18 protein-coding genes and 2 tRNA genes are annotated in these 19575 nt (G+C 71.6%); 15 read left to right on the forward strand and 5 right to left on the reverse strand.

Annotation, left to right across the window (positions count from 1 at the left end; translation table 11 throughout):
• The first annotated feature begins 82 nt into the window (after positions 1 to 82).
• Complete coding sequence (locus ACF1G2_RS07540) at positions 83 to 685, forward strand: hypothetical protein (protein WP_391797359.1); 603 nt, start codon at positions 83 to 85, stop codon at positions 683 to 685.
• A 120-nt stretch (positions 686 to 805) separates the two neighbouring features.
• Complete coding sequence (locus ACF1G2_RS07545) at positions 806 to 1888, forward strand: hypothetical protein (protein WP_391797360.1); 1083 nt, start codon at positions 806 to 808, stop codon at positions 1886 to 1888.
• Here the strand turns inward: ACF1G2_RS07545 and ACF1G2_RS07550 are convergent.
• Positions 1873 to 2979, reverse strand: coding sequence for a M48 family metallopeptidase (locus ACF1G2_RS07550; protein ID WP_391797361.1), 1107 nt, complete (start codon positions 2977 to 2979; stop codon positions 1873 to 1875). The two genes, ACF1G2_RS07545 and ACF1G2_RS07550, sit on opposite strands and share 16 nt — an antisense overlap.
• A gap of 226 nt (positions 2980 to 3205) precedes the next feature.
• On the opposite strand from ACF1G2_RS07550, the gene ACF1G2_RS07555 reads away from it, so the two are divergent.
• From ACF1G2_RS07555 to ACF1G2_RS07580, 6 genes are all read left to right on the forward strand, one after another.
• Positions 3206 to 3367, forward strand: a complete 162-nt coding sequence (locus ACF1G2_RS07555; RefSeq protein ID WP_015033566.1) for a hypothetical protein — start codon at positions 3206 to 3208, stop codon at positions 3365 to 3367.
• A gap of 52 nt (positions 3368 to 3419) precedes the next feature.
• Positions 3420 to 4040, forward strand: coding sequence for a nicotinate-nucleotide adenylyltransferase (gene nadD, locus ACF1G2_RS07560; protein WP_352187874.1), 621 nt, complete (start codon positions 3420 to 3422; stop codon positions 4038 to 4040).
• 19 nt (positions 4041 to 4059) lie between these two features.
• Positions 4060 to 5757 carry an LCP family protein gene (locus tag ACF1G2_RS07565; RefSeq protein ID WP_391797362.1) on the forward strand — a complete coding sequence of 566 codons (1698 nt, stop codon included), beginning with the start codon at positions 4060 to 4062 and terminating at the stop codon, positions 5755 to 5757.
• Between the two features lie 80 nt (positions 5758 to 5837).
• Positions 5838 to 6278 carry a ribosome silencing factor gene (rsfS, locus tag ACF1G2_RS07570; protein WP_362371226.1) on the forward strand — a complete coding sequence of 147 codons (441 nt, stop codon included), beginning with the start codon at positions 5838 to 5840 and terminating at the stop codon, positions 6276 to 6278.
• Complete coding sequence (locus ACF1G2_RS07575; RefSeq protein WP_391797584.1) at positions 6275 to 6928, forward strand: histidine phosphatase family protein; 654 nt, start codon at positions 6275 to 6277, stop codon at positions 6926 to 6928. Before rsfS ends, ACF1G2_RS07575 begins: the two co-directional genes overlap by 4 nt.
• Positions 6929 to 7013: 85 nt before the next feature.
• Positions 7014 to 7086 (forward strand) — tRNA-Ala (locus ACF1G2_RS07580).
• Between the two features lie 48 nt (positions 7087 to 7134).
• Here the strand turns inward: ACF1G2_RS07580 and ACF1G2_RS07585 are convergent.
• The gene (locus tag ACF1G2_RS07585; RefSeq protein WP_391797363.1) at positions 7135 to 8001 is read right to left on the reverse strand and encodes a helix-turn-helix transcriptional regulator; all 867 of its coding nucleotides are present in this window, start codon (positions 7999 to 8001) and stop codon (positions 7135 to 7137) included.
• Positions 8002 to 8166: 165 nt separating this feature from the next.
• Between ACF1G2_RS07585 and ACF1G2_RS07590 the strand changes: the two genes are divergently transcribed.
• The 3 genes from ACF1G2_RS07590 to ACF1G2_RS07600 all read left to right on the forward strand — a co-directional run bounded on the left by ACF1G2_RS07590 (position 8167) and on the right by ACF1G2_RS07600 (position 10062).
• Complete coding sequence (locus tag ACF1G2_RS07590) at positions 8167 to 9537, forward strand: MFS transporter (RefSeq protein WP_391797585.1); 1371 nt, start codon at positions 8167 to 8169, stop codon at positions 9535 to 9537.
• A gap of 72 nt (positions 9538 to 9609) precedes the next feature.
• Entirely contained in the window at positions 9610 to 9825 is a 216-nt protein-coding gene (locus tag ACF1G2_RS07595; RefSeq protein ID WP_391797364.1) for a hypothetical protein, read from the forward strand.
• A gap of 3 nt (positions 9826 to 9828) precedes the next feature.
• Positions 9829 to 10062, forward strand: a complete 234-nt coding sequence (locus tag ACF1G2_RS07600; RefSeq protein WP_260226316.1) for a hypothetical protein — start codon at positions 9829 to 9831, stop codon at positions 10060 to 10062.
• On the opposite strand, the gene ACF1G2_RS07605 is transcribed toward ACF1G2_RS07600, so the two are convergent.
• Positions 10041 to 11267, reverse strand: coding sequence for a glycosyltransferase 87 family protein (locus ACF1G2_RS07605; protein ID WP_391797365.1), 1227 nt, complete (start codon positions 11265 to 11267; stop codon positions 10041 to 10043). The genes ACF1G2_RS07600 and ACF1G2_RS07605 overlap by 22 nt on opposite strands.
• 119 nt (positions 11268 to 11386) lie before the next feature.
• On the opposite strand from ACF1G2_RS07605, the gene ACF1G2_RS07610 reads away from it, so the two are divergent.
• Positions 11387 to 11459 (forward strand) — tRNA-Ala (locus tag ACF1G2_RS07610).
• A gap of 63 nt (positions 11460 to 11522) precedes the next feature.
• Here the strand turns inward: ACF1G2_RS07610 and ACF1G2_RS07615 are convergent.
• Both ACF1G2_RS07615 and ACF1G2_RS07620 read right to left on the reverse strand, forming a co-directional pair.
• Positions 11523 to 13100: an NADH-ubiquinone oxidoreductase-F iron-sulfur binding region domain-containing protein gene (locus ACF1G2_RS07615; RefSeq protein WP_391797366.1), complete on the reverse strand. Its 1578-nt coding sequence runs from the start codon at positions 13098 to 13100 to the stop codon at positions 11523 to 11525.
• Positions 13097 to 14332 carry a hypothetical protein gene (locus ACF1G2_RS07620; RefSeq protein WP_391797367.1) on the reverse strand — a complete coding sequence of 412 codons (1236 nt, stop codon included), beginning with the start codon at positions 14330 to 14332 and terminating at the stop codon, positions 13097 to 13099. The genes ACF1G2_RS07615 and ACF1G2_RS07620 overlap by 4 nt, the downstream gene beginning before the upstream one ends.
• Before the next feature lie 397 nt (positions 14333 to 14729).
• Between ACF1G2_RS07620 and leuS the strand changes: the two genes are divergently transcribed.
• The 3 genes from leuS (at position 14730) to ACF1G2_RS07635 (ending at position 19497) form a co-directional block, all read left to right on the forward strand.
• Positions 14730 to 17609, forward strand: coding sequence for a leucine--tRNA ligase (gene leuS / locus ACF1G2_RS07625; protein ID WP_391797368.1), 2880 nt, complete (start codon positions 14730 to 14732; stop codon positions 17607 to 17609).
• A 135-nt stretch (positions 17610 to 17744) separates the two neighbouring features.
• Positions 17745 to 18563 (forward strand): hypothetical protein, encoded by an 819-nt coding sequence (locus ACF1G2_RS07630; protein WP_391797369.1) that lies wholly within the window; start codon positions 17745 to 17747, stop codon positions 18561 to 18563.
• Between the two features lie 88 nt (positions 18564 to 18651).
• A complete protein-coding gene (locus tag ACF1G2_RS07635) occupies positions 18652 to 19497 on the forward strand; it encodes a DegV family protein (RefSeq protein WP_391797370.1) in 846 nt (281 codons plus the stop codon).
• Positions 19498 to 19575 lie beyond the last annotated feature (78 nt).

Raw genomic sequence — 19575 nt, forward strand, 5'->3', positions numbered from 1 at the left:
AGGGCGATCGGGGAGCCGGACGGGCGGGGATAGTTCGCACTCTCCCTGCCCAAAACCACCTCCCAGGTCTACTCTGAAAAACGTGCCGGACGACGTGGGGGGCAAGCCGTTCCCGGACGGCAGGGACCCTGAGAACGCTGACGACCGCGGGGGCGCGGACGACTTCGCCACCGTGGTGTTCGACGAGGACTTCGTACGGGCCGCCGAGGTCCATGAGCCGACCGCCGTGGAGCGCCTGCTCGCGGCCGCCCAGGCGCGCGCCGAGGCGGAGGCCGCCCGTGCCCGGGCAGGCGGCGGACCGGGCGACGACGATCTCCGCGAGGACGGCTACGACCTCTCGGACCCCCTCGGGGGCCACTACGGCCACGTGTACGACCCGGACGACCTCGACGACGACTCGGGTCCCTACGGCCCCCACGGCGGCGCCCTGCGCCCCTACCGGGGTAGCGCCCGCTGGCACCGGCCCGTCGCCTGGGTGCTCGCCCTCGTGATGGGTGTCGGCATGGTCGCCCTCGCCTTCACCGCGGTCTACCGAGGCGCCTCCGCCAACCGGCAGGACCAGGTCCCCGCACCCGCCACCACCGGCATCGACAAGCCACGGGTGAGCCCTCCGGCGGTCACCGCGCCCTCGGCCTCCGCCGAGTACTCCGCGCCCCCCGCCCCGGCCGTCCCCCGGACGCCCTGAACCCTCCGATCCGAGCTTCGGGGTCATGCGCCCTGGTGGCCGGGGGTTTCGTCGGAATTCTTCGGAACTTGTCGTGTACCTGGGCGTTTACCCGAGCCCCGTCCGACCTACTCTGAAGGTATGGCAGGGCGTGGCGACCCGCCTGAGGGGCCGGTTCCCGACCCCGGCGGTGGTGAGGACGAGTACCGATCCGTCGTCTTCGACGAGTCGTTCGTCCGCGCTGCCCGGCTCCAGGAGTTCTCCGCCGAGGAGCGGATGGGCGAGCACTCCCAGGCCGTGCGCTCCCGCCCCACCTGGAGGGAGGCCAGAAGCGGCTCCCGCCAGGCCCTCATGCTGGTCCTGCTGATCCTCCTCGCGTTCGGTACGGCCATCTACCTCGGCGTCCGCAACCCCTACCAGCCCCCCGTCGACCAGCGCGCCGAACCGCTGCGGATCACCATGGTCCCGCTCGCCCCGCAGAGCCCCGTGCCGGGCGGCGAGCCCGCCCAGCTGTTCGCCCACAGCCCCGCCGCCGAGTACCGCACGGGCGCCGCCGGCATCAACCTCCCGGTCACGGGACGCACCACGCACTTCTCGGAGAGCCAGGTCGTGGCCGCCCTGGCGATCGCCAAGGACTACCTCGTGGCGTCCTCACTGGACCCCGAGGTCCTGAAGGGCGCGACGGTCCGGCCCGCCCGGCTGCTCGTGGACCCCGACCAGCTGGCGCAGTTCGACCAGAGCGTCGAGGCCTCGCTCGACGACGGCCGCCACGCGGTCGCCGGCTGGCTGGTGCGGTTCGACCCCGCCCAGGTCGCCCTGGCGTCCCCCGGCATCCGCGTCCAGGGCACCCTCCGCTTCGCGGAGACGGCGACCGACATGCTGGAGGTCACCTCGGACCACACCTTCACCTACGCCCTGCGCCCCGCTGCCTCGGGCGCCGGGCCCGTGAGCGAGGCGTCGCTCTTCACCGTGCACCGCGAGACGCACTTCCGCTTCGACCGTGAAGACCTGCGGATGCACCGTGCCGAACTGCTGGCCAGCACCGTCCAGGCCGGTCCGCAGGCCTGCGGAACCGACCCGTCCGGCACGCTGCACCCGCTGCTCGCCGGCGAGCGAGCCCCGGATCCCGGCGGGGCGGCCGTCACCGACCCGTACGCCACAGGCCGGCCGGCCGTCTCCTCGCTCTGCGGGACTCTCGCCCCGAGCGCTCAGCCCTCCTTCTGACCGCCCTCGGCGCCACCGCCGTCGCCCGCGCCGCCGTCCGTGCCGGGTGCTCCGCCGCCGAACCGGTTGCGCAGCTTCCCGCCCAGGTCGTTCGCCAGGTCGCCCGCGCCGCCGGCTATGTCACCGACCAGCTTCATCAGCGGATCCTTGCTGGTGCGCACCGAATCGGCGTAGTGCCCGGCCGATTCCCGGAAGGAGTCGGTCACCGAGGTGTCCTTGTCCTCCGACCGCCGCGGGTAGTGCCCGTCCATGATCCGCTGGTAGTCCCGGGTCTCGGACCACTTCTTCAGCTCGGCCGCCCGGACCGTGGTGAAGGGGTGCGTGCGCGGGAGCACGTTGAGGATCTTCAGGACGGAGTCGCGCAGGTCGCCGCCCTTCTCGTACTCGTCAGCCTGGGCGAGGAACGCGTCCACGTTCATCTCGTGCAGGTGGTTGCCGCCGGCGATCTTCATCAGACCGCGCATCGACGCCTGGAGGTCCTGACCGGCCAGGAGGCCCGCGCGGTCCGCGGACAGCTCGGACTTGCGGAACCACTCCCGCAGCGCCGTCACGATCGCCATGATCGCCACGTTCCCCAGCGGGATCCAGGCGACCTTGACCGCCAGGCTGGTGAGGAACAGCAGGATCGTGCGGTACACGGAGTGACCGGAGAGGGCGTGGCCCACCTCGTGGCCGACGACCGCCCGCATCTCCTCCTCGTCGAGCAGCTCCACGAGGCCCGTGGTGACCACGATGATCGGCTCGTCCAGGCCGATGCACATCGCGTTCGGCTTCGGGTCCTGCGTGACGTACATCGGCGGGACCTTCTCCAGGTCCAGGATGTAACACGCGTCGCGCAGCATGTCGTTGAGGTGCGCGAACTGGGCGTCGCTCACCCGCACGGAGTCGGAGAGGAAGAGCAGTCGGAGGCTGCGCTCGGGCAGCAGCGCGCTGAGGGCCTTGAAGACCGTGTCGAAGCCGGTGAGCTTGCGCAGGGCCACGAGCGCCGAGCGGTCCGCGGGGTGCTCGTAGGCGCGTGAGGAGATGCCGGGGAAGCGCCTGCGCTGCCTGCTCGGCACGTTCCCCCGGTCGTTGTCGGACTTCTCGGTCATGGATGCCCCCTGTTCGTACGAGACCTTGCTCGTCCCCCTGACGCGTCCCAGCCTAGGTGCTGGGGTCCATCGCCACCGGAGCCTGTGGATAACTCGGGCACGGTGGGCCGCGACGGGGTACGACAGCCGGGACAACGACTGAGTCGGCGTGAGCGTGCCCGGACGGCCCGCATACGATGTCCGCGAAGTCTTCGCTCCCGTCCCCGATCGATAGGTCCTGTAGAAGATGAGCCTCCACAGCACCGCCGCCAACCTGGTCACGCTCGCCGAAGGCGCCGAGCACGGTGGCAACCACGACAGCCTCAGCCCCTACCTCACCGGTTTCGGCGCGTTCGGCGCGCTGCTCCTGCTGCTGTGGATCACCACCCGCTTCAACCGCGACCGCTGAGCCGGCGACCGGACCGAAGGCGCCCGCTGCCGTGCCAGTAGGCTCTGCACGCATGGGAGAGCAGGAAGTGTCTACTGGCGGCCGCGGCAAGCGCCGACTCGGCGTGATGGGCGGAACGTTCGACCCGATCCATCACGGGCACCTGGTGGCCGCCAGTGAGGTGGCCGCCCTGTTCCACCTCGACGAGGTGGTGTTCGTGCCGACCGGCGAGCCGTGGCAGAAGAGCCACAAGGCCGTCTCGCCGGCCGAGGACCGTTATCTGATGACGGTCATCGCCACGGCGTCCAACCCGCAGTTCTCGGTCAGCCGGATCGAGATCGACCGCGGTGGGCCGACGTACACGATCGACACCCTGCGGGACCTGCGCTCCCTCAACGGCGACTCGGACCTCTTCTTCATCACGGGGGCCGACGCGCTGTCGCAGATCCTCACGTGGCGCGACGCCGAGGAGCTCTTCTCGCTCGCCCACTTCATCGGCGTCACCCGGCCGGGCCACGACCTCACGGACGACGGCCTGCCCAAGGGCGGCGTCTCGCTGGTCGAGGTTCCCGCGCTCGCCATCTCGTCCACCGACTGCCGGGCGAGGGTCGCGCAGGGCGACCCGGTCTGGTATCTGGTGCCGGACGGCGTGGTGCGCTACATCGACAAGCGCCAGTTGTACCGCGGCGAGTGAGCCTCGGAGAGGGGCACCGGTGAACGATCAGAACCCGTACGACCCGTACTACCCGCAGCCGCAGATCATCGGCTACGACGAGTACGGGCAACCGGTGTACCAGCAGGTCCCACCGCAGTCACAGCAGCCGTACGACGCCTACGACCCGTACGCGCAGCAGCAGCCGCAGGACCGGCCGCACACGCAGCAGCCGCAGGCGCCGCAGCAGGGGTACGGCTACGACGCCTACGGGCAGCCCGCCCAGCCCCAGCAGCCCCAGACGTCCCAGCAGCCCCAGTACGACCCGTACGGGCAGCACGGGCAGCAGCAGGGCTACGGATACTCCTCGTACGAGACCGGGCAGCAGTGGGCCGTACAGCCCGAAGCGGCGCCGGCTCCCGCTCCGGCCGCCCCCGTGGCCGCTCCGGCCGGTGTGCCGGGCCCGCGCTCCGCGCCCGAGGACGGCGGCGAGCGCGACTACCGCACCGAGCAGTTCTCGTTCATCGAGGAGCCCGACGAGGACTCCGAAGACGTCATCGACTGGCTGAAGTTCACCGAGAGCCGCTCCGAGCGGCGCGAGGAGGCCAGGCGCAAGGGCCGCAACCGGGTCGTCGCCCTGATCGTGGTCCTCGCCCTCGCCGCCGTCGGAGGGGTCGGCTACCTCTGGTCCGCCGGCAAGCTCCCCGGCTTCGCGGGCGAGGAGCAGAAGCAGAACACCGCGACCGGCCCGCAGAAGCGCGACACGATCGTCGTCCACCTCCACGACCTCAAGGGCGGCGGCACCTCCACCGCCCTGCTCGTCGACAACACGACGACCGGGCAGGGCACCACCGTGCTGCTCCCGAACGCGCTCTCCGTCTCCACCGACGACGGCACCTCGACCACCCTCGCCAAGTCCGTCGAGGACGACGGGTCCAGCGGCACCCGCGAGTCGATCGGCAACCTCCTCGGTACGGAGATCGCCGGCACCTGGCGGCTGGACACCCCGTACCTGGAGAACCTGGTCGAGATCGTCAGCAACATCGACCTGACCACCGACGTCACCGTGCCCAGCGACAAGAAGGGCGAGGACCCGCTCGTCACCAAGGGCGAGAACCAGACGCTGAACGGCCGCGCCGCCGTCGCCTACGCGACCTACCGCGCGCCCGGCGAGGCCGAGGCCAAGCAGCTCCAGCGCTTCGGCCAGGTCATGTACGCCGTGCTGCGGAAGATGTCCGACGACCCCAAGGCCAACGCGGACACGATCGCCACGCTGGTCATGATCCTTGACCCCTCCCTGCCCGAGAAGGACCTCGGCGCCTCGCTCGCCGGGCTGGCCAAGCACGCCAAGGGCGGCGACTACAAGACGGCGGTCCTCCCGGTGCAGCAGGACGGCTCCCTCGGTGAGGGCGCGGCTGACAGCGTGGTCAAGGACATCCTCGGCGGCAAGGTCACCCCGCCCGAGCAGGGCGGCGCGGTCCGCGTCTCGGTCCGCGACGCGACCGGCAAGGACGCCACCGAGGCCGCCAGGGTCGTCCTGGTCAACGGAGGCTTCGCCTTCGTGGGCGGCACGGAGGCCGGCACGCAGAAGAGCTCGCAGGTCCTCTACGGCGAAGACGCCCAGAAGCCGACCGCGGTCGAGGTCGCCAAGACCCTCGGCCTCCCGGAGACCGCGGTCAAGAAGGGCGAGCCCGTCGGAAACGCGGCGGTCACGGTGGTCCTGGGCCAGGATTACAAGATCCCCGGGAGCAAGAAGTGACCCGTTCGTAATCGTTTGCGGGGCGGTCGGCGGTACGTGAGACCCTTGATGTGTCTCTGACCGCCGACGAAAGCCTGCTTGTGACCGCCACGGATCGCTCCATCGAGCTCGTCAACGCCGCCGCCCAGGCGGCGGCCGACCGGCTCGCGCACGACATCATCGCGTACGACGTCAGCGATGTGCTGTCGATCACCGACGCCTTCCTGCTCGCCTCCGCGCCCAACGACCGCCAGGTCAAGTCGATCGTCGACGAGATCGAGGAGCGGCTGAACAAGGACCTCGGCGCCAAGCCGGTCCGCCGTGAGGGCGACCGCGACGCCCGCTGGATCCTCCTCGACTACGTCGACATCGTCGTCCACGTCCAGCACAGCGAGGAGCGGGTCTTCTACGCCCTGGAGCGGCTCTGGAAGGACTGCCCCGAGCTTCCCCTCCCCGAGGACGCCCTGAAGACCCGCGGCAAGGCCGCCGAGCACGCCGCGCTGACGGGTGCCGCCGACGGGACGGACGGTGAGCTGAGCTGAGCACCGCCAGAGGCGGCAGCGGCCGCCGCATCGTCCTGTGGCGGCACGGTCAGACCTCGTGGAACCTGGAGCGCCGCTTCCAGGGCTCCACGGACATCGAGCTGACCGAGACCGGTGTCGCCCAGGCGCGCCGGTCCGCTCGGCTGCTCGCCTCGCTCAAGCCGGACGCGATCATCGCGTCCGACCTGAAGCGGGCGGCGGCCACCGCGGCCGAGCTGGCCGCGCTCACCGGTCACCCCGTCGCGCACGACTCCGCCCTGCGCGAGACGTACGCGGGGGAGTGGCAGGGGCTGACCCACGACGAGATCGTCGCGCTGTACGGCGAGCAGTACGCCGCCTGGAAGCGCGGCGAGCCCGTGCGCCGGGGCGGCGGCGAGCTGGAGACCGAGGTCGCCGACCGGGCCGCCCCGGTGGTCCTGGATTACGCCGACAAGCTGCCCGAGGACGGCACGCTCGTCGTCGTGAGCCACGGTGGCACGATCCGCACCACCATCGGACGGCTCCTCGGCCTGGAGGCGCATCACTGGGAGAGCCTCGGCGGGCTCTCCAACTGCTGCTGGTCCGTCCTCGGTGAGGGCGCCCGGGGCTGGCGGCTCATGGAGCACAACGCCGGCACGCTGCCCGAGCCGGTCCTCGGCGACGACGACTGAGCGGCCCGCAGACCCGGATTTCACTTTCCGGCAGGTCACAGGCTAAAGTTCTTCTTGTTCGCAGCGCGGAGCGCGAAGAACACGAGGGGCTATAGCTCAGTTGGTAGAGCGCCTGCATGGCATGCAGGAGGTCAGGAGTTCAATTCTCCTTAGCTCCACAGTCACCGAATCCCGTCCCCGCCAGGGGGCGGGATTCGTCGTTTCCGTCACTCCCAGGTGTCCACCTCCTCGACGCACAGCGTCTCTACGGCCCGCCGGCTCTCCTCGTCGTTCGGCGTGTACGCCACGATCCGGCACTCCGGCATCCCGTTGATCGAGAGCGACACCGACGTCAGCCGCAGCACGCCCACCGCGTCGTGACGGAACGTCTTGATCTGGCTGCGGGGCGGCACGACATCGCCGCTCCGCCACATTCGCGCGAACTCCGGGCTCGCCTCCGACAGCCGCCGGACGAACGACTCCCAGGCGGGCTCGCCGACGTGCCGGCCGTACGCCCCGCGCATCTGGGCGACCATGAGCGGCAGCTCGCGCTCCTTGTCGACGAGCGGGCAGTCCGCGTCGCGGATCGTGAAGAGCGTCCACAGGACGTTGCGGACGCCGGGCGCTCTCATCTCCGGGACGGAGAACAGCAGCCGGTAGGGGGAGTTGGTCGCGAGCACGTCGTACCGGCTGTTGTAGACGACCGCCGGATGGGGCGCCAGGGCGTCCAGGATGCCCTGGATCTCCGGGCTGACGACGTCCACGTCCTCGGTGCTCTGGTCGGGTGCGAACGGCACCTCCGCCAGGTGGTACAGATGCTCCCGCTCGGGCCGGTCGAGCCGGAGGACACGCGCCACCGCGTCCAGCACCTGGGCGGAGGCGTTGATCGGGCGCCCCTGTTCCAGCCAGGTGTACCAGGTGACGCCGACGCCGGAGAGCTGGGCCACCTCCTCGCGGCGCAGCCCGGGCGTGCGGCGGCGCAGGCCTGGTGGCATGCCCACGTCCTCCGGCGTCACCCGGGCCCGGCGGCTGCGCAGGAACGCGGCCAGTTCGTGCCTGCGCCGGCGCGGTGTCGGTGTTGCCACGATCGTCACACCCCCATGATCGAGTCCCCCCGCCGCCGTTGCCAGGTGGTGTCAGTACCAGCATCGGCGGGCTCTCGTTACTCGTATCGGATCGGCGTCAGGCTCCCTGACATGACGACGACCTCAACACGTCCCGTACTCAGTAAAGACGGCGGCACTGACAACCGGCGGCGGATGCTGCTCGCGGTGGTGCTCGCCGCCCAGTTCATGGCGCTGCTCGACGTCTTCATCGTCAACGTCGCCGCACCCACCATCCGTACCGAACTCTCCGCCTCCGGAGCGGGACTTCAGCTCGTCGTCGCCGGATACACCGTCGCCTACGCGGTCCTGCTGATCACCGGCGCGCGCCTCGGCGACCGGCTCGGCCACCGCCGTACCTACCTCGGCGGACTCGCCCTCTTCACCGCCGCCTCGCTCGCCTGCGGACTGGCCGCGGGAACGGGCCAGTTGATCGCCTTCCGGATCGTCCAGGGCGCCGGCGCCGCCCTGATGATCCCGCAGGTGCTCAGCCTCATCCAGCGCAACTTCACTGGGGAGGCCCGCGTCCGCGCGCTCGGCGCGTACTCCGCGGTGCTGGCCACCGGCGCCGCCGCGGGCCAGGTCGCGGGCGGAGTCCTCGTCAGCGCGGATCTGTTCGGCAGCGGCTGGCGGCCGGTGTTCCTCGTCAACGTCCCCATCGGCCTGGCCCTGCTGGCCCTCGGCGCCCGCGTCCTGCCGCCCGACGCGCGCACCGAACCGGAACGCTCGCGCTCCCTCGACCTGCCCGGCCTGGTCCTGCTCGCCGCCGCCGTCTCCCTCCTGACCGTCCCCCTGGTCCTCGGGCAGGAGGAGGGATGGCCGCTGTGGGCCTGGCTCTCGCTCGCGGCGTCCGCCGTGGTCCTCGCCGTCTTCGGGGCGTACGAGTCGCGGCTCGCCCGCCGCGGCGGCGCCCCGCTCCTCTCTCCGCGCGTCCTGCGCACCCCCGGGATCGGACGGGCCGCGATCCGGATCGGTGTGGCGATGGCCGTCAACGCGGGGTTCCTCTTCACCATCACCCTGCACCTGCAGGGAGGGCTCGGGTACAGCGCCCTGCGCGCCGGGCTGACCTTCGCGCCGGCCGCCGTCGTCTTCGGCGCGGTCGGTCTCACCTGGCGCCGCTGGCCCGCCCGCGGTCAGCGCTTCCTGATCCCCGGGGGATTCCTCGTCGCGGCGGTCGCGGCGGCCGCCGTCGGAGGCCTGCTCAAGGACGGCGGCAGCGGCGGCGGGGTGCTCTACCTGGCGCTCGCGGCCATGGGCGGCGGGCTCGCGCTGGCCTTCAGCCCCGCGCTGACCGGCGCGTTGGCCGGGGTGCGGCCCGAGGACGCCGCCGACGCCGGTGGCCTGCTCGCCACCGTGACCCAGCTCGGCCAGCTGATCGGCGTGGCGACCTTCGGCACCCTCTTCCTCGGCCGGCTGGACGCGCCGGGGGCGCCCGCCTCCGCCGACGCGCTCTGGGCGTGCGCTCTCGCGCTCGCCGCCGCGTCGATCTTGGGCGCGTCGACCGCCCTCGTACGCCGACGCGCCTGACCCCCTTGCGGGGCCATGGCAGAATCGGACGGCCGGAGGGGAACGAGGGTCCGGGCGGGAGGGGAGTGCGCGTTGGCCGTGAGTGGTGCCGAGGATGCCGAGGCCCATGCTGTCGCCGAGCCCGCAGCGGTCCCAGACGCGGTCCCACGCGCGGTCCGCGCCGCCGTCGAGGGGGCCGGACCGCGGCTCGACTGCTCCTCGTGCGGTTCCGCCCAGGTGGCCCAAATGCTCGGTGACAACGGCGGAGTGTCCTATGTGTGCACGTCCTGCGGCCACAGCTGGAGCTGAGTGATGGGAGCACACAGGCGGAAATGCGACTGGTGCGGCAGCGGTACGCCCATCGTCAGGGACATGGATCCGGTCAATGCCGAGTACCAGTACTGGTGCGAGGAGTGCGCGCGGGCGCTGATCATAAAGGGCGACCCGATCGAGACGTACCGCGAGCTCGAAGGAGAGCCGATCTACGGCCGTCTCCTCGACGAGCACTGCACCCTCAAGCGGTTCTACTCCTTCGCCACGGCCTGACGCCGGCGCGCCAGCGCGTAACCCGCGAAGAGCACCGTCATGGTCAGCGGATAGACCGCGGACAGCAGCATCTGACCGGCGTTCTGGTCGAGTTCGGGGCGGCCCGGGTCGTGTGGCACCCACCACAGCGCGAACGAGGCGAAGACCAGCGCCACCGCCCCCGCGGCCCAGCGCGGCCGCACTTGGTCACGGCGCTCCACCAGCAGAACGAGCAGCGGGACGCACCACACCCAGTGGTGGGACCAGGAGATCGGGCTGACCATCAGCGCCGTGATCGCGCAGACCACGACGGCCAGGGCCTTGTCCCCCCGCAGCGCGGCCCGTACCGCGAGCGCCATCGCCGCGCCTCCGAAGAGCACCGCGACCACCAGCCACCACAGGCCCGGGTCGTCGGTGTGCATCAGCCGGGCCAGCACTCCACGCAGCGACTGGTTGGCGGTCTCCTCGGCGAAGCCGACCCGCCCCGTCTCGAAGAGCGTCTCGGTCCAGAACCGCCTGGAGTCGTACGGCAGGGCCAGCGCGCTCGCCAGGGTCGTCGCGAGGAACACCCCCGTCGCCGTGGCGGCCGTGCGCAGCCACTGGTTCCAGCGCCTCTCCCGGCGCCACCGGAGCACCCCGGCGACCAGCAGGAACACCACGAAGAGTCCCGGTGTGAGCTTCACCGCAGTCGCCAGACCGATGCCCACTCCCGCCCAGCGGTTCCCCTCGCGCCGTGTGAAGTCCCACAGCACGGCCACGGCGATGAGCAGGTTGATCTGCCCGTACCGCAGGGTCGTCCACACCGGCTCGCACCAGACCACGACCGCCGCCACCAGCAGCGCCGCGCGCCACAGCCGCGCTCCGGGCAGGGACGGGCGGACCAGTTGCAGGGAGAGCTGGACCAGCGCGAGCACGAGGAGCAGGTTCCCCGCGGTCGTCAGTGTCCGCATCAGCGGAACGCCCACGAACGTCAGCGGGACGAACAGCAGCCCCGCGAAGGGCGGATAGGTCATGGCGAGGTTCGCCGAGGTGGCACGCATCGCGTAGAGGTCGCCCCCGGCCCGGACCGTCTCCCCCTCCGCCCGGTAGACCATCACGTCGAGCATGTTCACGTGGGCGAGCCGCTGGGCCACCCAGAACGCTATGAACGACAGGAGACAGGCAGCCGCGGCGGTGGCGAGAGGCCACTGGCGGGCGCGGGTTCGGGCGAGCACGGACACGGTCACAGAGGGGGACCCTACCCGTCGCCGTCGGGCCGCCAGGGAAACGATTTGGTGATCCCACGGGGAGCCGGTTAATGTTCTGTCTGTCGCCGCGGGGGAAACCCGGACGAGGCGGACAGCAAGGGGCTATAGCTCAGTTGGTAGAGCGCCTGCATGGCATGCAGGAGGTCAGGAGTTCAATTCTCCTTAGCTCCACAGAAAGAGAAGCGGACCATCCGAATCGGATGGTCCGCTTCTTCGTTTCCGGTGGTCCGGGGATCAACCCCGTCCGCTGCCCAGTGCCTTACGGCCACCGCCCGGCGGCAGGGCCGGCCGCTCCTGGGGCCCCTGCTCGATCCGGAGGGCCAGCGCGGGACAGCGGCGTACGGCCCGCTGCGCCCGGCCCCGCAGATGCATCGGCACGGAGGCGTCGGCGAGCGCCGGGTAGCCGTCGGGGCCCAGCCTGATCAGCTCCGGCACGATGTCGGCGCAGAGCCCGTGGCCCTGGCACAGCGTCCAGTCCACCGCCAGCTTCTCGCCGCTCGGAATCGACTCCTCCGCGTCCTGGTAGCCGGGGGCGGGGAGCGGCAGCACACCGACCGTCGGCCGGCCGCAGCCGCCGTCGAGGACATGGGCGGCCAGATCGTCCGTGAAGGCCGAGAGGGTCGAGGCGAAGAAGCGGGCCGAACCGTCAGGGTGCTTGCAGGCGCCGCGGCCCTTGACCGCCTGGGTGACCTCCCGCAGCGCCTCCAGGGCGGCCGGGCCGCCTCCGTTCAGGACGTCGGACAGTCCGCCCGCCGCCGCGGGAAGCCCGAGCCGGCAGGGTCCGCACTGTCCCGCCGTCTCCGCCGCCAGCCAGTTCGCGACCCGCAGCGACTCGCCGAGCGGACAGGTCTCCGGGCCGATCGGCAGGATCGCCCCGGCCCCCAGCGCGCCGCCGACGGCCGCCAGCGACGCGCGCGAGACGACGGCGTTGTCGACCGAGACCGAGTCGATCCAGTTGCCGTGGTAGCCGCCCGTGAGGACGCCCTGGGGCAGCAGCGGGGCGCCCGCCAGCTGGAGCACGTACCGCAGCGGGACACCCGTCGGCACCTCGACGACCATGGGGCGCGCCACCGCCCCGGAGAGCGTCAGCAGGACCGTGCCGGGCTCCGAGTCCAGACCGGAGTGCCCGTAGCGGCGTGGGCCGACCCGGGCGGCTATCGCCAGCTGGGCGTACGTCTCGGCGTTGGACAGCAGCGTCGGCGCGCCGCCCACGCCCGACTCCGCCGCGCGCTCCCGGCGGCCGGCCGGCAGGGCGGGCCCGCCCGATGCCGCGCGGATCACCGCCGAGGCCTCTCCGGAGACCATCCGCTCCGGAGTCCGCACGACACGCGCGCGCAGCGGCTGCCCGCGCCGGTCGGTGAGACCCCGCTCGGCGAGCGCCGACCGGATGGAGATCTCCGTGGAGTTGCGCGTCACGGCGACGATCAGCGTCCGGGCGCCGAGCGCCTCTGCGGCCAGCAGCGCGCCGTCCAGGATCAGGTGCGGGGCACGGTTGAGCAGGACCGTGTCCTTGCGGCAGGCGGGCTCGCCCTCGCTGCCGTTGACGACGACGACGGGGCGCACTCCGCGGCGGATCGCCGCCTTGCCGACCGCTCTGAGTTTGCGGCCGAAGGGAAACCCGGCGCCCCCGCGCCCGTGGAGGGATATGTCGTCCGCGAGCTGGGCGAGCTGGTCGCCGCTCATGGGATCCAGGGGCCCGTGCACCTTCAGGTGCATGTCGAGGCCGAGCCGCTCGACCAGGTCGAAGCCCTGGGTGAGCTGGGGCAGACCGACGACGCGGACCTCGGGGACGTCGGGGAGCGGGGCGTTCACGGGCGGTCTCCTGCGGGTGCGGTCCAGGGCTCACCCGCGGGAGGCGGGGTGGCGTAGGTCGGGGTCGGCTGCGGGGTCGTGTACGTCGGCACCGGGGGCGGGGTGGAGTACGCCGGGACGGAGGGCGGGGCCGTGTACATCGGCGCCGCGGGCGGCTCCTCGTACGACTGCATCGCGGGTGGGGTCGTGTACGTCGGCATCGGGGGCGAGGGAGAGGGCCAGTAGCCGGGACGGACGGGTGTGTCGGGGACGACGGGGAGCTCCTCGGTCAGGGGGATGCGTTCGGCGAGCGGGGCAGTGCCTTCGGGGGTGTAGGGAGGGGGCTCGGGCGCGGCGGTGGCGCGGGACACCGCGCGGTAGGCGGCGGAGAAGCCGCCGGGGACGCCGGGCGTGGGGCGGTCGAGCCACTCGGTGGACACGGTGGGGGGTTCGTAGCGTGGCTCCTCGCCGAACGTGACGGCGGGTTCGGCCGGTGCTGTGGCCAGGCCGGGCAGCTCGGCGCGGTCGCGCTCCAGGGGCCGTGTACGGCCTTCCAGGGAGGCGAGGAGCCCGGCGAACCGGTCGGCGAGCGCCCGCTGCGTCGGGGCGGGCAGCATCCTGAGCGAGACGGCGGAGGCGACCGCGGTCAGAGCCAGGCAGTACATGACCACGACCCAGGTGGCGGCCGGCCGCCCCGTGTACAGACCGTGCACGAGGGCGAAGCACCAGGCCGGGTAGGCCAGCATGTGCAGCGGCCGCCAGCGGGCCGCGAAGCGGCCGCGGCCGGCCAGTGCGCTGCGCAGCGCTCCGGTGGTCGCGGCGACGACCATGAGGAGTCCGGCGAGCGAGCCGAAGCCGATGAGCGCCGACGTGCCCGTGATGCCCAGCCCGAAGGGGATGAGCGCGCCGATGAGTTCCACATGGCCGAGCGAGACCTTGACGGTGCCGTGCAGCAGCAGGAAGCCGAGCGAGGCGATCGCGGTGGCGCGATGGATGCCCTGGGCGAGCAGCCGGTGCCGGGTCGACAGCAACAGCCGGTCGGTGGCGATCAGACCCCACGCGACCGACGCGGTCAGGGACACCAGCGACAGCACGCCGCTGGTGAAGTCGAGCGCGGCCCGGAATCCGTCACTGCCGACGATGGCGAGCAAAGGAATGATCACCAGGGCCGCGGCCGATATCCCGCCCTGCGCCGGTCTGCTCAAACCGGTGCGCTGGGCGGGAGTGGAGCGGATCTTGCGATGAGGGTTCATGGGGGCGACTCCGAATGGTGCGGATTAAGAGGTCCCGTTGCCGCATGCTAGGTCGCCCCATACCAGGCGGTAGGTGGTTTGCACGTTTACAGCGCGCAGGACGCGTAACTGACTTTTGGGTTGCCCCGGATAAGGGCGATACGCGGAGTAACCCGGGCGGCTCGGGCGGCCCGGCCGCACGGTGGAACGCCGGTGCGGCCCGCACGGGCCCTGCGGTACCCTGACGCCATGCGTGCCGTACGCCTTCTGCTTAGCGAGCCGCGCTGATCAGTCCCGACGGATGAAAGATCCGGTCGGAATCGGCGCGGCGTCCCCTCCTGTGCGAGGGGATTTTTCATTTCGTGGCAGTGCAGTTCGCGGGCAGTGGGCAGAGACGATCGATGGAGCTTCAAGGATCATGAGCGAGATGAATTCGGCTGCCGAGACGGCGGCCCCGCATCGTTACACGGCGGCCATGGCCGCCGACATCGAGGCACGCTGGCAGGACTTCTGGGACGCCGAGGGAACCTACGAGGCTCCCAACCCGACCGGTGACCTGGCGGGTGACGCGGCGATCGCGGCACGCCCCAAGAAGTTCATCATGGACATGTTCCCCTACCCCTCGGGTGCGGGCCTGCACGTCGGTCACCCGCTGGGCTACATCGCCACCGATGTCTTCGCCCGCCACCAGCGCATGACCGGGCACAACGTGCTGCACACGCTGGGCTTCGACGCCTTCGGCCTGCCGGCCGAGCAGTACGCCGTGCAGACGGGCACGCACCCGCGCGTGTCCACCGAGGCCAACATGGAGAACATGAAGGTCCAGCTGCGCCGGCTGGGCCTGGGCCACGACAAGCGCCGGTCGTTCGCGACGATCGACCCGGAGTACTACAAGTGGACGCAGTGGATCTTCCTGCAGATCTTCAACTCCTGGTACGACGGCGAGGCGAAGAAGGCCCGTCCGATCGCCGAGCTGGTCGAGCAGTTCGAGAACGGCACCCGTGAGATCCCCGGCGCCTCCACGCGCGCGTGGAGCGAGCTGAGCGCCGCCGAGCGCGCCGACGCCCTGAGCGAGTACCGCCTGGCCTACGCCTCCGACGCGCCGGTCAACTGGTGCCCCGGCCTGGGCACCGTCCTGGCCAACGAGGAGGTCACCGCCGACGGCCGTTCCGAGCGCGGCAACTTCCCCGTCTTCAAGGCCAAGCTGCGCCAGTGGAACATGCGCATCACCGCCTACGCGGACCGCCTGCTGGACGACCTGGACGCGCTGGACTGGCCCGAGGCCATCAAGCTGCAGCAGCGCAACTGGATCGGCCGCTCCGAGGGCGCCCGCGTCGACTTCCAGGTCGGTGAGACCGGCGCGATCACCGTCTTCACCACCCGCCAGGACACCCTGTTCGGCGCCACCTACATGGTCCTGGCCCCGGAGCACGACCTGGTCGAGAAGATCGTCCCGGACGCGTGGCCGGCCGGTACCCACGACGTGTGGACGGGCGGGCACGCCACGCCGGCCGACGCCGTCGCCGCCTACCGCAAGCAGGCCGCCTCCAAGTCCGACGTCGAGCGCCAGGCCGAGGCCAAGGACAAGACCGGCGTCTTCACCGGCGCGTACGCGACCAACCCGGTCAGCGGCGAGCAGGTCCCGGTCTTCATCGCCGACTACGTCCTGATGGGCTACGGCACCGGCGCCATCATGGCCGTCCCGGCGCACGACACCCGCGACTTCGCCTTCGCCCGCGCCTTCGAGCTGCCGATGCGCTGCGTCGTCGAGCCGAGCGACGACCGTGGCACCGACCCGTCCACGTGGGACGACGCCTTCGCCTCGTACGAGGCGAAGCTGGTCAACTCCGCGAACGACGAGATCTCCCTGGACGGCCTGGGCGTCGTCGAGGCCAAGGCGAGGATCACCGCCTGGCTGGCCGACCGCGGCATCGGCGAGGGCACCGTCAACTTCCGTCTGCGCGACTGGCTGTTCAGCCGCCAGCGGTACTGGGGCGAGCCCTTCCCGATCGTCTACGACGAGGACGGCATCGCGCACTCGCTGCCCGAGTCGATGCTGCCGCTGGAGCTGCCCGAGGTCGACGACTACTCGCCGCGGACCTTCGACCCGGACGACGCCGACACCCAGCCCGAGACGCCCCTGTCCCGCAACGAGGACTGGGTCAACGTCACGCTGGACCTGGGCGACGGACCGAAGAAGTACCGCCGCGAGACCAACACCATGCCCAACTGGGCCGGTTCCTGCTGGTACGAGCTGCGCTACCTGGACCCGAACAACTCCGAGAAGCTGGTCGACCCGGCGATCGAGCAGTACTGGATGGGCCCCCGTGAGGGCATGCCCACCGGTGGCGTCGACCTGTACGTCGGCGGCGCCGAGCACGCCGTACTGCACCTGCTGTACGCGCGGTTCTGGTCCAAGGTGCTGTTCGACCTGGGGCACGTCTCCTCGGCCGAGCCGTTCCACAAGCTGTACAACCAGGGCATGATCCAGGCCTTCGTCTACCGGGACGCGCGCGGTATCGCCGTGCCGGCGGCCGAGGTGGAGGAGCGCGACGGCGCCTTCTGGTACGAGGGCGAGAAGGTCAGCCGCGTCCTGGGCAAGATGGGCAAGTCCCTGAAGAACGCCGTCACGCCGGACGAGATCTGCGCCGAGTTCGGCGCCGACACCCTGCGTCTGTACGAGATGGCGATGGGTCCGCTGGACGTCTCCCGCCCGTGGGACACGCGCGCGGTGGTCGGCCAGTACCGGCTGCTGCAGCGGCTGTGGCGCAACATCGTCGACGAGTCGACCGGCGAGGCGACGGTCGTCGACACCGAGGACGCCGGCATCGACGCGGACACGCTGCGCGCCCTGCACAAGGCGATCGACGGCGTCTCGCAGGACATGGCGGCCATGCGCTTCAACACCGCCATCGCCAAGGTCACCGAGCTGAACAACCACCTGACCAAGGTGGGCGGCCCGGTCGCCCGTTCGGTCGCCGAACGACTGGTCCTGCTGGTCGCCCCGCTGGCACCGCACATCGCCGAGGAGCTGTGGCGCAAGCTGGGCCACACCGACTCGGTCGTCCACCAGGACTTCCCGGTCGCCGACCCGGCGTACGTCGTGGACGAGACCGTGACCTGCGTCGTGCAGATCAAGGGCAAGGTCAAGGCCCGGCTGGAGGTCTCCCCGGCGATCACGGACGCGGAGCTGGAGGCGCTGGCGCTGGGTGACGCGAACGTGGTCGCGGCGCTGGGCGGAGCCGAGATCCGCAAGGTGATCGTGCGCGCGCCGAAGCTGGTCAACATCGTCGCCTGACAGCCGCACGGCACGGCATGGGGGCTTTCCCCTACGGGCAGGTTGGGGGTTCCCAGGGAACCACCGGCCTGCCCGTTCCGTTTACCGTGGAAGAACGACAGCCGAGGGAACTCGACCCACGCCGGAGGGGCGCACATGGAAGCCGCGATTGTGATCATGGCGCTGCTCTTCTTCGCCTTCGTGGCGCTGGGGGTCTACGCGACCGTGAAGGCGGTCAAGGCCGCCAAACGCGGCGTCGACCGCACGATCCACCAGGCCCGGCGCACCGTCGAGGACACCACCCTGCGCGCCAAGAGCTTCGGGCAGGCCGGCGTCGGCGGGGAACTGGCACAGCTGCGGCTCTCCCTGCGCACCTCGATGCGCGCGACGCAGGACGCCCTGCAGGCCGGGGTGGCCGAGGACGCCTCGCTGAAGGAGTCGCTCGACCTCTTCCAGCGTCTCACCGCCCACGGCCGTGAGCTGGACGAGGACCTCAAGCGCCTGGAGCGCGAGCCCGACCGGGCGAGGGTCGCCGCACAGCTCAAGGACCTGCGGGAGCGCACGGAGCGGATCACGCACTCGGCCGACTCGCTGCGCTGGGCGGCCAGGGACCGGGCGCGGCGGTTCGCCGAGGACGACCTGAGCTCCCTCAGCGCCCAGATCGACCTGGAGGCGGGCGCGCTGCGCCACTGGTCGGGGGCGACCGCCCAGGACCCGGCCTCGGACGACTTCTCCTGGCCCGACGCGGGTTCCGCCGCGCCGGGCGCCGAGCGTGGACAGGTGTGGCCCGGCGAGGCCGACGGCCGGGCCGCCTCGTCCGCGTCGGCGTCCGCCGAGGCGGACGGAGCGGCCGCGGGGCAGCGTCCCGACACGGCGGCCCCCGGGCAGCAGCCGCCGCAGGCGATCACGGCCCCCGACCCGCGCCGGGCCGCCTATCCATGGGAGAAGACGGCGCGCCCCGAGACCACGAACTGACCTCCGGCCGACGCCGAGGAACGCGCCGACGTCGCGGAACACGGGGCCGGGCTGCCGTGGGGCCGCCCCGGCGGGTAACCTCCCGCTCATGTCCCGGCATGTCGCGATCGTCACCGATTCCACGGCCTACCTGCCACCCCAGGCGATGGAGCGGCACGGCATCACAGCGGTCCCGCTCACCGTCGTCATCGGCGACAGAGCGCTGGAGGAGGGCACCGAGATCTCGGCCCGCTCGCTGGCCCAGGCGCTCCAGAAGCGGCGGCCGGTGACGACCTCGCGGCCGGGCCCCGAGGTCTTCGCGGCGACGTACCGCGCGGCGGCCGAGGCCGGGGCGCGGGGGATCGTCTCGCTGCACCTCTCCGGCGAGTTCTCGGGTACGTACGACGCCGCCGTCGTCGCCGCCAAGGACGCGCCCGTACCGGTCAGGGTGGTCGACACGCGCATGGTGGGGATGGCGCTCGGCTTCTGCGCGCTTGCGGCGGCCGAGGTCGTGGACGCCGACGGTTCGATCGACGAGGCGGTCGCCGCCGCCGAGAAGCGTGCCGCCGGTACGTCCGCGTTCTTCTACGTCGACACGCTGGACTATCTCCGCCGCGGCGGCCGGATCGGAGCCGCGCAGGCCCTGCTCGGCTCCGCGCTCGCGGTGAAGCCTCTGCTCCAGCTCGACGGAGGCCGGATCGAGCTGCGCGAGAAGGTCCGGACGGCGTCGAAGGCGATCGCCCGGCTCGAGGAGATCGCGGTGGAACGGGCGGGCACCGGTGCCGTCGACATCGCCGTGCACCATCTCTCCGCCCCCGAGCGGGCCGCCGTGCTGGCCGACCGTCTGCGGGAACGGGTGCCGGGGATGGAGGAGTTGCACGTCAGCGAGGTGGGAGCGGTGATCGGGGCGCACACCGGTCCCGGGCTTCTGGCCGTCGTCGTGTCGCCCCGCTGACGTTTCCCGTCCCTCGTGTGAGTGACGGGTTTTTCCACAACTGGGCGCCTGTCCACGGAAATCGAGGGGTCTCAGCGG

It is taken from the genome of Streptomyces sp. NPDC013457 (genome assembly GCF_043089925.1).
Classification (GTDB): domain Bacteria; phylum Actinomycetota; class Actinomycetes; order Streptomycetales; family Streptomycetaceae; genus Streptomyces.

Excerpts from the sequence above, each read along its gene's own strand:
- ACF1G2_RS07600 (WP_260226316.1), top strand. The coding sequence starts at position 9,829 with ATGGGAGCACACAGGCGGAAATGCGACTGGTGCGGCAGCGGTACGCCC.
- ACF1G2_RS07545 (WP_391797360.1), top strand. The coding sequence starts at position 806 with ATGGCAGGGCGTGGCGACCCGCCTGAGGGGCCGGTTCCCGACCCCGGC.
- ACF1G2_RS07635 (WP_391797370.1), top strand. The coding sequence starts at position 18,652 with ATGTCCCGGCATGTCGCGATCGTCACCGATTCCACGGCCTACCTGCCA.
- ACF1G2_RS07630 (WP_391797369.1), top strand. The coding sequence starts at position 17,745 with ATGGAAGCCGCGATTGTGATCATGGCGCTGCTCTTCTTCGCCTTCGTG.
- ACF1G2_RS07555 (WP_015033566.1), top strand. The coding sequence starts at position 3,206 with ATGAGCCTCCACAGCACCGCCGCCAACCTGGTCACGCTCGCCGAAGGC.
- ACF1G2_RS07590 (WP_391797585.1), top strand. The coding sequence starts at position 8,167 with ATGCTGCTCGCGGTGGTGCTCGCCGCCCAGTTCATGGCGCTGCTCGAC.
- ACF1G2_RS07620 (WP_391797367.1), bottom strand. The coding sequence starts at position 14,332 with ATGAACCCTCATCGCAAGATCCGCTCCACTCCCGCCCAGCGCACCGGT.
- ACF1G2_RS07550 (WP_391797361.1), bottom strand. The coding sequence starts at position 2,979 with ATGACCGAGAAGTCCGACAACGACCGGGGGAACGTGCCGAGCAGGCAG.
- leuS (WP_391797368.1), top strand. The coding sequence starts at position 14,730 with ATGAGCGAGATGAATTCGGCTGCCGAGACGGCGGCCCCGCATCGTTAC.
- nadD (WP_352187874.1), top strand. The coding sequence starts at position 3,420 with ATGGGAGAGCAGGAAGTGTCTACTGGCGGCCGCGGCAAGCGCCGACTC.